Source organism: Siphonobacter sp. (genome assembly GCF_048595215.1).
GTDB lineage: Bacteria > Bacteroidota > Bacteroidia > Cytophagales > Spirosomataceae > Siphonobacter.
Map to the genome: position 1 here is coordinate 1 of NZ_JBMDWJ010000226.1, position 11,897 is coordinate 11,897.

The 11,897-nt window shown below is 48.5% G+C and carries 9 protein-coding genes; 5 read left to right on the forward strand and 4 right to left on the reverse strand.

All coding sequences use genetic code 11. The features are described from left to right. On the reverse strand, window positions 1-1,121 hold a 1,121-nt coding region (locus ACOJTG_RS14200), incomplete at its 3' end, for a DUF5106 domain-containing protein (RefSeq protein WP_420154428.1). Between the two features lie 133 nt (window positions 1,122-1,254). On the opposite strand from ACOJTG_RS14200, the gene ACOJTG_RS14205 reads away from it, so the two are divergent. Beyond that, a complete protein-coding gene (locus ACOJTG_RS14205) occupies window positions 1,255-1,977 on the forward strand; it encodes a YdcF family protein (RefSeq protein WP_420154429.1) in 723 nt (240 codons plus the stop codon). A 66-nt stretch (window positions 1,978-2,043) separates the two neighbouring features. On the opposite strand, the gene pfkA is transcribed toward ACOJTG_RS14205, so the two are convergent. Then, on the reverse strand, window positions 2,044-3,018 hold the full coding sequence (gene pfkA / locus ACOJTG_RS14210; RefSeq protein ID WP_094808673.1) for a 6-phosphofructokinase: 975 nt from the start codon (window positions 3,016-3,018) through the stop codon (window positions 2,044-2,046). 312 nt (window positions 3,019-3,330) lie between these two features. On the opposite strand from pfkA, the gene ACOJTG_RS14215 reads away from it, so the two are divergent. Further along, window positions 3,331-4,881 carry a DUF5723 family protein gene (locus ACOJTG_RS14215; RefSeq protein ID WP_420154430.1) on the forward strand — a complete coding sequence of 517 codons (1,551 nt, stop codon included), beginning with the start codon at window positions 3,331-3,333 and terminating at the stop codon, window positions 4,879-4,881. Between the two features lie 47 nt (window positions 4,882-4,928). On the opposite strand, the gene ACOJTG_RS14220 is transcribed toward ACOJTG_RS14215, so the two are convergent. Together ACOJTG_RS14220 and hslU are read right to left on the reverse strand one after the other, a co-directional pair. Beyond that, window positions 4,929-5,267 (reverse strand): hypothetical protein, encoded by a 339-nt coding sequence (locus ACOJTG_RS14220; RefSeq protein WP_420154431.1) that lies wholly within the window; start codon window positions 5,265-5,267, stop codon window positions 4,929-4,931. A gap of 12 nt (window positions 5,268-5,279) precedes the next feature. Further along, entirely contained in the window at window positions 5,280-6,677 is a 1,398-nt protein-coding gene (gene hslU, locus ACOJTG_RS14225) for an ATP-dependent protease ATPase subunit HslU (RefSeq protein ID WP_420154432.1), read from the reverse strand. A gap of 774 nt (window positions 6,678-7,451) precedes the next feature. Between hslU and mrdA the strand changes: the two genes are divergently transcribed. The 3 genes from mrdA to ACOJTG_RS14240 all read left to right on the forward strand — a co-directional run bounded on the left by mrdA (window position 7,452) and on the right by ACOJTG_RS14240 (window position 11,767). Continuing rightward, entirely contained in the window at window positions 7,452-9,422 is a 1,971-nt protein-coding gene (gene mrdA, locus ACOJTG_RS14230) for a penicillin-binding protein 2 (RefSeq protein WP_420154433.1), read from the forward strand. 7 nt (window positions 9,423-9,429) lie between these two features. Next, window positions 9,430-10,740 carry a rod shape-determining protein RodA gene (gene rodA / locus ACOJTG_RS14235; RefSeq protein ID WP_420154434.1) on the forward strand — a complete coding sequence of 437 codons (1,311 nt, stop codon included), beginning with the start codon at window positions 9,430-9,432 and terminating at the stop codon, window positions 10,738-10,740. A gap of 100 nt (window positions 10,741-10,840) precedes the next feature. After that, complete coding sequence (locus ACOJTG_RS14240; RefSeq protein WP_420154435.1) at window positions 10,841-11,767, forward strand: ABC transporter ATP-binding protein; 927 nt, start codon at window positions 10,841-10,843, stop codon at window positions 11,765-11,767. Window positions 11,768-11,897 lie beyond the last annotated feature (130 nt).

Consider the following 11,897-nt stretch of genomic DNA (forward strand, 5'->3'; position numbering starts at 1 on the left):
TTCAGTTTCGGCATGGAATCCCGGCAGTGTCCGCAGTCATCCGAATAAATAAATACGATTGTATAGTTCGCCTTCAGATCATGCAGATTCATGGTGCGACCTAGAGTATCCGTTTGGTACATGTTCGGAATGGTCTTCCCAACCAACAGAGGCTTCAGGATGGAAATGCGGTTTTTGAAGTTGGTGACTGTACTGGAATCCCAAAGGGCAGGTTCACCCACGTAGTACTTTTCGCCCATGTGAACGAAAAAGCCATCTACGCCCAATACTTTCGATTGCTCGTACCGACTGGTCATCCAGTAAGCCAGGTACCGACGCATTTCTGTTCCCTTGGCCCGGCTCATGATCTTATCAGCATCTTTACTCAGCGAGTCGGGGGACTGATACACTAGATTTTCGAAGAAATTCTCTAGTTTCTGCTGGAGAAAAGGCGTCCGCAGGAGCCGTTCGTCACTCAGGTCAATGCCGTCGAAGTAATGATTTTTATAATAGCGGTACGCGAAGGTAGAATCCGGACGACCGTTGGGGAGGAGTGGGGCTGGGGGTATCTCCGGTTCGGCAGCGGCTTTGAATAACTGAGCCGTGAATGAACCTGCGTGTTCCCGAATGAATTTCTTGCGATACTCCGTCAATTCTTTTTGGATCGCTTTAATTTTAGCCGCTGCGGTCGGATCTGACTGAGCCGTTTGCCGTAATTGCTGTAAGGGTTCGATCCGACTTTGCATCTGATGGTTAAAGGCGTAGAAAAGTTCATTTTCCATGGACCCTACCGCTTTCATATGCTTGGGCGGATTGCCTGCCGCAACACTTTCCTTATCCGTAATCAGCTCAAAGTCCTGATCGGCATCGACAATCAAATCAAATAGTTTCCACTGCGAGATAGAAATGACGTACAGTCCTTCCGGTAGTTTCTGAGTACCTGTGAAAATGACATTGCCCTGAGCATCGGCTTTGGCCGTATCCTGTACGAAAAACTGACCACTGCCGAGGCCCGTATAGTAGGCCAGATAACAGGTACTATCACGTAAACCCTGAATACGGGCTGTAATTTTATAGCCGCTTTGAGCCGATAGGGTATACGCTAAAAAACTAAGTAAAAAGGTAAAACAATAACGAAGCATAGGAGAATACAGATTGTCATTCAAAGGTAAGGTTTCACGTCTAAAGTTGCCGACCTTTGGCAGCCATCTTACAAACGTTTAAGTACAGCTATCTATGTTTTTTTTACTTTCTAAAATTTTATTTTATCTGTTAATGCCCATTACTTTTTTGGTGTACGGGTTACTGATAGCGGCTTTTTCCAAGTCTGCCCGCCGCAAGCAATGGGCTATTTGGGCAACGCTGGGTTGGCTGTTTGTCAGTAGTACCGATGTTATTACGAATGAATTGGCATTAGCCTGGGAATATGCCCCAGTCACCCTGAAAGCGGATGAAACGTATGATATAGGCGTAGTATTAACCGGAGGGATTACCGGCAAAAAAGATGGAAAGGTGTTCTTTGGTAATTCAGCGGATCGAATTCTCCAGCCTCTACTTTTATACAAAGCAGGAAAAATAAAGAAAATTCTGATTTCGGGTGGGTCGGGTATTGTATCGGCCCAGGCCGATTCTACTTCGGAGGGCAAAATTGCTGCTCAGTTGCTACAACTTGCCGGCGTGCCTCATTCGGATATTATCCTGGAAGGGACCTCCCGCAATACTCGGGAAAATGCCACGAATACCGCTAAACTACTGGGTCAACGTAAGCCAAAGATATTGCTGGTCACTTCAGCCTTTCACATGCGTCGAGCCGTCGCCTGTTTTCGGAAAGAAAACGTACAGGTTACGCCTTACCCAACGGATTTTTTCGCCTCTGAGCGACAAACTGCCTGGGATTACTTACTGATACCCAAAGAATATAATCTATTCTGCACCTATCGCATGATGCACGAAATAGTTGGGTATGTAGTATACTGGGCCATGGGGTACCTTCCCTAGGGTAAAAATGATAGAGTAAAGAGTCGAAAACAAAGATTTTCCGCTCTATACTCTATCATCCTTACCCTAAGAAAGAATATGGACCATTCGTAACAGATCGTCCGAAATAGGCTTATCCTTCGTAATACATTCGATAAAGGGCGTATACACCAGGCGATTGTTGACAATACCCGTCATCACGTTTTTCTGACCCCGCAGTAAGCCTTCAATAGCACCCAGACCCAAACGACTGGCTAGAATGCGGTCGTAAGCGGACGGAACGCCGCCCCGCTGGATGTGGCCAAGCGTCGTCACCCGAATGTCTACTTCAACGTCGATACTTTTCTTAATTTTTTCGGCGATTTCAGTAGCCCGACCTTCTTTCTCTCCTTCGGCAACTACTACGATGGAAGAAGACTTCTTCTTGACAAAGCCCTGCTTCAAGGTCTTAATGACGGAAGAAACCGGTTCAGAAAGATCTTCCGGTACCACCACAAACTCAGCTCCACCGCCAATACCGGATTGAATGGCAATATAACCCGAATCGCGGCCCATTACTTCGATGAAAAATACGCGATCGTGCGAATCAGCCGTATCCCGGATTTTGTCAATCGCGTCGAGTGAGGTATTTACTGCCGTATCATAGCCAATGGTATAGTCCGTGCCGTACAGATCGTTATCAATCGTACCCGGAGCACCTACCGTTGGAATTTTAAACTCATTGAAGAAAATCTCAGCTCCGGTGAAAGTACCATTTCCACCGATGGCTACTAATCCTTCGATGCCTAAGGCTTTCAGGTTCTCGTAAGCTTGCTGGCGGCCTTCAGCCGTAGTAAAGCGACGCGAACGGGCGGACTTCAAAATAGTACCTCCCCGTTGAATTATATTAGAGACATCGCGGGATGTCATCGGATAAATATCACCTTCGATCATGCCGCTGTACCCCCGCCGAATACCAAATACTTCAACTTTGTGGTACATGGCACCCCGTACGACCGCCCGAATGCAGGCGTTCATGCCTGGAGCATCTCCCCCGGAGGTAAACACTGCAATACGCTTCATATTTGTGGTCAAGCCCGTGTTAGATTATTTTGGTTACAAATGGGATTACGGAAGTTTCGATCATGCTCTCGTAAACTTGATGCAAATTTACAGCTTCTTTGGCTCGATTGGCTTTATGAACTTCAAAAATCAAAGAGTTCATGGTAATTTAATAAGATTCAATCTTATTTTCCATGTTTTTACGTACATAGGGTCACACTTTATCAGTTATTTTTCGAAAATTTGGAGTGTCCTTCCATCTTAAATAAATCCAATAAACATTTATCATTATCGTACTAAAGGAGAAGGGTTTTGGCCCTTGGGGAAACCCGTATGAAGAGAGTTATCACATTTATTTCTATACTTTTAGGAGGAACTGGGTCTGAGGTTTCGGCTCAGTTTTTATTGGGGCAGACGGGTAGTAACTACGCAGGCATTCATGGGGTATACGCCAATCCCGCTTCGGCTGTGGACTCCCGTTACAAAGTACACGTTCACTTAGCCGGTTACGAAAACTATCTCTATAACAACTACTTAGTCTGGGAGGCTCCGTATTCACCGGTAGCCATGCTGACGAATACCGTTTCTTCCAAGTACCGAGGTCCGAGTAAGGGAATTGTTTTTCGGGATCAGGAATACCTGAGGGAGAAGCTCAACGGTCGCGACAAACATTTGCGGGCGGGAGGGGAAGTTCGGGGACCGGGTGTACTGATTACGTTGAATGAAAAAAATGCGTTTTCCTTCAATACCCGTATTCGGGCCGGGACGGCTGTAACCCATGCCTCCCAATCGGTTGCTCAGTTAATCAAAAATGGAACGACGATAGGGCGAGCTATCGAACCCGAAGATTTCGGTACGCATGTGTACGCGAACACCAACGGCATGGTCGAACTTTCGGGAAGCTACGCCCGCGTGATGTACGATGAAGACGAAGATTTTGTGAAAGTGGGCGTCACTGTGAAACGCGTCATTGGTCTGCACCAAGGACATATTCTGGGTCGGAATATTGATTATGAGTACGTTCAGGATCCTACGTATGCCACAGAAGCCGCCGTTCGCCTTAAGTCCGTAGATGCTCAGTACGGAATCACGAATGAGGGGGCTCTGCAAAGTGTCAGCTTTTCACCGGTCTGGCTGTTGGGAAACGCCCCGGCGGGTAGCGGCTGGGGAGCTGATCTGGGAATGGTCTATGAATATCGTCCGGACGTTCGGAAGTATTCGTACCGGGATCGCTACGGCGTACACCGTGACGCAAGCAAGAATAAGTATTTGTATCGGATCAGTGTATCCTTACTGGATATAGGACGAATTCTGTACAAGAATCCCAATTACGTGGAAGCGTATAAACTACAGCGGCGGGATGCCATTTTAGCGGAGGATAACTTCACGGGCATGCAGGGAATCGATGGGTTTATGTTAGGTTTGAATCAAACCCTAAATCCTTCCGAAAGTGAACGGATCGCCTCGTATCGTACGGCCCTGCCTACACGTTTGCAGGCAAGCATTGATTACAACGTCAAGGAAAAGGTATACGTCAATGCCATGCTCATGCAGGGATTCGTCTCCAATAAACGGGCGGCGTTTACCATGCCCTCCGTACTGGCCGTAACGCCACGGTACGAAGGCAAGTGGGTAGAAGTAGCCATGCCAGTAGCATTGACAGATAATTACAGCCGACTGGCTCTGGGGCTGGGAGCCCGCCTGGGTATTCTTTACTTTGGCTCGGACAATCTGCTTTCTACGCTCAATATCGGGAATCCGAAAGGAATCGAATTTTATTTTGGTGCTCAGATTCCTATCTACCAGAAAGCTCCGGAATCGAATCTGAAGTGTTACCCGCAACGGGAAAAGCGAGGTTTATTCGGATTTCTAAAAAAGAAGTAAGTACGAATGACAAGAATCCCCGGACTGCTCAGTCCGGGGATTCTTGTTTAGCTCTTAATCATTCCGATACCGATCAGCAACAGGCCCGTTCCCAGCAACAGAAAAAAACCGGGAGCCAGCCAGGTAGCCAGCGGAGCGTCAATGCGTGACTGTCCGGGTTTATCGAGGGCGTAGCGGATGGGCAGCGAACGTCCTTGTAAGTTGGTCCGAGTAATGCGTAAGGCGTAACTCTGACCCGCTACTTCGTAAACGATCCGGCCATCTTCTACTTGACCAAACGTGCGGCCCGTGGTTTTCATCCAGCTCCGACGTTTCTGTAAGACGGTCCAGCCGATCATAAAAGCAATGGCTCCAATAACCGTGACGATAACTCCAAAAACTATCATTTAAGCAACGGATTAAAGAATATATTGACTTAGATCGCGATTCTGTACCAGTCCTGACAGCCGTTGTTCGACGAGTTCTTTCGTGACTACAACCTGAGCATTCGGTCCGATCTGATCTGGAATGTCGAAGAGTACATCGTTCAGCAATTGACTGACTACTGTTTGCAAACGACGGGCTCCGATATTTTCAACTTCCGTATTTAACTGGAACGCCACTTCGGCTAAGGCATCGAGGGCTTCTTCGTTAAAGGACAAACTTACTGATTCGGCCTGTAACATGGCTTCGTACTGGCGAGTCAGAGCGTTACGGGGTTCTTTCAGAATTCGTACAAAATCACTCTTAGTCAGTGGTTGTAATTCCACCCGAATTGGGAAACGACCCTGTAATTCCGGAATCAAATCGCTGGGTTTGGAAACGTGGAAAGCTCCTGCGGCGATGAACAAAATGTGATCGGTATGAATAACGCCGTACTTAGTATTTACGGTTGATCCTTCTACGATGGGCAGTAAGTCCCGCTGAACGCCTTCCCGTGATACGTCCGGACCGGAACCACCACTTTTGGCGGCTACTTTATCAATCTCGTCGATGAAGATAATACCCAGGTTTTCGGCTTTGCGAATGGCTTCTTCCTTCACCTCATCCATATCAATCAGCTTGGCCGCTTCTTCATCAATCAAAATACGCTTCGCTTCGCCAATGGTTACTTTCCGCTTTTTGCGTTGCTTGGGCATCATCCCCGAAAGCATTTCCTGAATGTTCATCATGGAACTCTCATCGATGGGGCCACCCATGACGCCAATATTGGGAGAGGCACTTTGCTGAACGTCGATTTCAATTTTGCGGCTGTCCAATTCACCCGTACGGATTTTTTCGCGAAAACGCTCTCGCGTCCGTTCGTTGAGTTCCGCATCGGAGGCATTTTCGGGCAAAGTGCTAACGGAAGAGGAATGAAAACCCGCGGGTTGTTTGACCGGTGGAATCAGGGCATCGAGGATCACCTCTTCCACGGATTGAGCCGCCCGTTCTTTCACTGACTCTTTCTTAGCCGCCCGTACCATGTGAATGGCCTGTTCAACTAGATCGCGTACCATGCTTTCCACATCGCGACCCACGTATCCTACTTCCGTAAATTTAGAAGCTTCGACTTTAGTAAAGGGAGCATCAGCAAGCTGGGCGAGCCGGCGGGCAATTTCGGTTTTTCCGCAACCCGTAGGCCCAATCATCAAAATATTGTTGGGCATGATTTCCCGCTGCATTTCTGCGACAGCGTTCATGCGTCGCCAGCGATTCCGCAGGGCGATGGCCACATTTTTCTTCGCTTCGTGCTGACCAATGATGTATTTATCTAATTCCGCCACGATCTGACGGGGGGTAAGTGCTTCGAGACTTTTGGCTTCTCCGGGAGTCATAGATGAATTTCTGTAAAACGGTACATTCCTGGTCACTCAAATGGAGTATGCAGGAAAAATCAACAAATGTGTCAGCAAAACGAATGCGTGTTAAAGCTGACAAGATGGCAACGGCACATAACGAATCTGCGACGAGTAAGCGATACAAAGATGGTACCAGAACCAGATTCTAAAAAATCATGCGGGCTAACAGGCGGCCAAGCGTGTAATTTTGGCGGTAGGTTGTCAGGCCGCCAAGACGGTCCCCAGCGGATTAGTACACCCCGTTTCTACACCTGATTTCTTAGGACTGTCAGTTACGATAGGGTTTGGAACCTGCCTCAAGGTAATGCAAGAGCATGCCTAATCCAGTACTTCGTTGAGTGCAGTACTTGCTGAAATAGTCAGCCGACCGAGTATACGTGGCTCTTAAAGACCTTACTAGCCAAACAGCAAATCGGTAAAAGTATGCTTGGGTAGACTCCGCAGAAAAAGAATAAATGATAGCGTTTACTACTGCCCTCTAAGTTCAAATCTGACAAGAAACGCTAGCCATTTAGAAGGTGTTTCCTATCCGGATAAAACACAAAAGCAGTATACTATTCTTACTGACTGAACCAGTCATCTTTGAACGGACAAAATATCTTTCCGTCCGGCGACGTTAAGGCTAAAGCGAGTCCTCGCGGCCCCTTTATTAATTTTTACTTAGGATTGAACTTTCTTTTTGGCAAATCCTTTAAAAACTACAAATTTTGTAGGGAGAATCGTTTGATTTAGAGGGCTTGTCGGGGAATTATGCAAGAAGTCAAAAAAGGAATTATACAAGGAGTAATTGTACTGGTGGCCTTCCTCTATCTGGCCAAATTATTTTACTTACAAGTGATTGATGAAGGCTACTCGGAAGCAGCGGTAAGCAATGCCATTGAGCAAGTCGTACAGATTCCGTATCGGGGTCAGATTTACGACCGAAAAGGCAATCTGATTGTCTACAACACACCGACGTACGATTTGTACATCACCCCCAAAAAAGCCCGTATTCCGGATACCCTTCGTCTCTGCAATTTGCTGGGGGTTACTAAGATGCAGTTTGACAGTATGTACAACGTGGCCAAGACGTATTCCAAGTTTAAGCCTTCCTTGTTCATGCGTCAGCTTTCCGTCGAGGATTTCGCCCGCATTCAGGATGCCATGGTGGATTATCCTGGTTTCACGTTTGAAACCAGTGCGTTCCGTACGTACAACACCTCGGCCTTGGCGAATACGCTCGGGTACGTGGCGGAGGTTAGCCCCAAACAACTGGAAGATCAGGAAGAACGCGGAGAAAATTACTACCGTCAGGGGGATTACATCGGGCAGAGCGGTCTGGAAAAGCAGTACGAAGAAACACTGCGGGGCCGTCGGGGGATGAAGTACATCATGAAAGACGTACACGGCGTCGTGAAAGGACCCTGGAAAGGGGGAGCGGCAGATGTCGTTCCCATTGCTGGAAAGAACCTGTACACTTCGCTGGACGTAGAGTTGCAGCAGTACGCGGACAGTTTGTTTCAGAACAAATCGGGTAGTCTGGTAGCCATTGATCCCAGTACTGGCGAGATCCTGGCCATGGTTTCGGCTCCTACGTACGATCCGAAAATGCTGTCGGGCCGTAATTACTCGAAAAATTATCAGAAGCTGGCCTTGAATCCGTTCAATCCCCTGCTCAACCGAGCCTTGCAGGGGACGTACCGGCCGGGTTCTACGTTTAAAACCATCGAAACGCTGGTGGGTTTGCAGGACGGAGCCATTACGCCCGGTACGGTTCTGGGGCACTCGGGTATTCGGATGAACTGTCACTGCGGAAGTAGTTCAAGTACGCTGCACCGGGCCATTCAGATGTCCTGTAACCCGTATTTCTACCACGTCTTTCGGCGAATCATTTACAACAACGACGAAACCAACGTTTTCAAAAAGTCAAAAGTGGGTTTGACTCGCTGGCACGATCGGGTTGCCAAATTCGGAATTGGCCAAAAACTAGGCGTGGATTTACCCTACGAACGTAAGGGTCTCTTGCCGGATGTCGAGTACTACAACAAACGTAACAAAGGCGAAAACAACTGGAAGTTCTCCAACATCTACTCCGTGGGTATCGGGGAAGGTGAGTTGCTGGTAACGCCGTTGAAACTGGCCAACGTGGCCGCCATTATCGCCAACCGGGGCTGGTACATCACGCCGCACCTGGTTCGGGCCATTGGTAACCCCAAGGGCGATCCACTGCCCGAGTTCAAAGAAAAGCATTCGGTAGATATTGACTATCGGCACTTCGAAACCCTGATTGCAGGCATGTCGGATGCCGTTCGGGCGGGTACGGTCATGCGGGCCGCCTACATTCCAGATCTTGAAATCTGTGGTAAAACGGGAACTTCGCAAAACCCGAAAGGTCCCGCGGATAACTCCGTATTCATCTGCTTTGCTCCGCGAAACAATCCAAAAATTGCGATTGCCGCGGTGGTCGATTACGGAAAGTGGGGGGGCACGACTTCCGCTCCCATTGCCATGATGGTGGCCGAGAAGTACATCAAAGGGACCGTTAGTCACAAAGGACTGGAGCGGGAACTGATGAACAAAAATCTCCTGTACCTGCCGCCGCCTTCTCCCAAGAAAAAACCAACACCTCTACTGCCAAAGGACCGGATTCTGATTGTAGAAAATGGAAAAGTGAAATCGGTACCGACGACCAAATCAGCTTATCCCCAGTTTTCGGTATATGATTTCATTACGATGCAGTAGATAAGGTTTGAATCATCTTTTAAAGAATAAGAAATTGGCTTCCCGCGAGAATAGTGTTTTAAACCGACTGGACTGGATTACCGTAGCCCTGTACGTGGCCTGCGTGGTGATAGGCTGGCTGAATATCTACGCCGCCGTTTATAATCCCGAACAACCCATCAGTATTTTTAATTTCGATACGAATTCCGGGAAACAGCTGGTATTCGCGGGTTTTGCCGTTTTCATTATCATTGCCATTCTGGTGATTGATTACCGATTCTGGGAAACGTTCGCTTTTTTCATTTATGGATTTGTCCTGCTGCTGCTGATTGCCGTACTCTTTCTGGGGGCGAATATCAAAGGATCGCACTCCTGGTTCCGGATCGGACCGATCGGTTTTCAGCCCGCTGAGGTCGCGAAGATGGCCACAGCTTTGGCCATAGCGAAGTATCTGAGCACGCCCGGAACTAATCTTACCCGGTTCAAGGATCAACTGAACGTGGGAATCTTCATGCTGATTCCAATGATTTTGATTCGAATTTCCGACGAAACGGGTCAGGCTCTGGTAATTGTAGGCTTGTTACTGATGTTGTATCGGGAAGGCTTACCGGGGATTTATCCGCTCATCATCATCGTGGCGGCAACGTTACTGGTTCTTTCGCTGACCGTCGAAACCTTGAACATTGCCATTGGACTGGCCGTTGTCGGGGCTTTAGTCATCTTTTTTCTACCCCGCTACCAGCGAAACCGAAAGACGTATACGGCCATGGGACTCATATACGTGGGTTGTATCTGCATGGTACTGGCGACGGATTTTATCATCAACGACGTGCTGGCTCCCCACCAGCGGTCCCGGATTGAAGTACTGATCGATCCCAACAGCCATAAACGCGGGGCGGGCTGGAACGTGATTCAGTCCAAAATTGCGATTGGTTCAGGGGGGATTTTCGGAAAAGGCTTCCTGCAGGGTACCCAAACCAAATTTGACTTCGTACCCGAGCAAAGTACCGACTTTATCTTCTGTACCGTAGGGGAGGAGCACGGATTCATGGGTAGTATACTCGTAATTGGCTTACTGATCGGACTGATCCTGCGATTAATCGTACTGGCTGAGCGACAGCGTATTAAGTTTGCCCGCGTGTATGGCTACGGCGTTATCTCTATATTTTTCTTTCACTTTCTGGTGAATATTGGCATGACCATTGGGCTAATGCCCGTAATCGGGATTCCCCTGCCTTTCTTCAGTTATGGGGGGTCGAGTTTGTGGTCCTTCACCATTTTGCTATTCATTTTCCTGAAGCTCGACGCTCAGCGTTCTCAAATTATGTCGCGGGTGTAAGTGTCCCAACCGCCAGACCATGCCTTTTCGCCTTTCAGCCTAAAGTGGTGGGCGGGTTGACCGGGATCGGCGTATTTGGGAGGAATAACTTCCTACGCCTATGCCGATCCTGCAAACCCACCAACTGGAATTTTATTTCCGCAAGGGTCAACCGATTGTTCGTCAGGTTGATCTAAGCGTACCCAAAGGCTCTATATTCGGATTTCTAGGCCCGAATGGAGCCGGAAAAACGACCACCATCCGGCTCATGCTTGGCCTCTTACGGGCGAGTGGCGGACGCGTGGAAATCTTCGGTCAGGAGCTGGAGTCCAACCGTTCCGAACTGTTTCAGAAAATTGGTTCGCTCATCGAGCAACCTTCCCTGTACCTACACCTGACGGGCGAACAGAATCTGGAAATTGCTCGTCGGTATACCCAGGTTCCTGCGTCGCGTATCCCGGAAGTACTCGCCATGGTAGGCCTACAGGCGGCGGCCCGGAAGCGAGCCGGAGCGTACTCGCTCGGTATGAAGCAACGCTTGGGACTAGCCATTGCTCTCCTGCACCAGCCTGAACTGGTGATTCTGGACGAACCTACGAATGGCCTGGACCCCGCCGGTATCATCGAGATGCGGGAACTGCTGAAAACCCTCAATCGCGACCACGGCATTACCTTCTTTGTATCCAGTCACTTACTAGCCGAAGTGGAACGGATGTGTACGCACGTCGGCATCATTCATCAGGGAAAGTTACTGTTTCAGGGAAGTATTGAAGAGCTGCAATCGGCTCAGGTACAGAAACGTAGCGTGCAACTGGAAACCAGTAATATCGAACAGGCGGAGGCCTTACTCCGTCAGCAGTATTCCGTTCAACGGCTTTCGAATGGTAAACTTAGTATTCCCTTCGAAAGTAAATCGCAGGTAGCGGCTCTGAATCAGTCGCTGGTACTGGCGGGCTTTGAGGTCTACGAACTCAGCCTACAGGGAGCCGATCTGGAAGAAATGTTCCTGGAAATCACAGGGCCGCTCCGTATGGAGTCGCTGGTATAAAGTTTATTTTTAAGTTTGTTTATTAGGAGTTTAGTTATTAGCCAATACCCAGTTTTGTCCACCATAATGACCGACTAGTATCCCAATAGCCTTAAAAGCATGACCCCACCACACCAGAAGACAACCAGCA

Coding starts and splice junctions, on each gene's coding strand:
- mrdA (WP_420154433.1), top strand. CDS start 7,452: ATGCAAGAAGTCAAAAAAGGAATTATACAAGGAGTAATTGTACTGGTG.
- ACOJTG_RS14220 (WP_420154431.1), bottom strand. CDS start 5,267: ATGATAGTTTTTGGAGTTATCGTCACGGTTATTGGAGCCATTGCTTTT.
- ACOJTG_RS14205 (WP_420154429.1), top strand. CDS start 1,255: ATGCCCATTACTTTTTTGGTGTACGGGTTACTGATAGCGGCTTTTTCC.
- ACOJTG_RS14215 (WP_420154430.1), top strand. CDS start 3,331: ATGAAGAGAGTTATCACATTTATTTCTATACTTTTAGGAGGAACTGGG.
- ACOJTG_RS14240 (WP_420154435.1), top strand. CDS start 10,841: ATGCCGATCCTGCAAACCCACCAACTGGAATTTTATTTCCGCAAGGGT.
- pfkA (WP_094808673.1), bottom strand. CDS start 3,018: ATGAAGCGTATTGCAGTGTTTACCTCCGGGGGAGATGCTCCAGGCATG.
- hslU (WP_420154432.1), bottom strand. CDS start 6,677: ATGACTCCCGGAGAAGCCAAAAGTCTCGAAGCACTTACCCCCCGTCAG.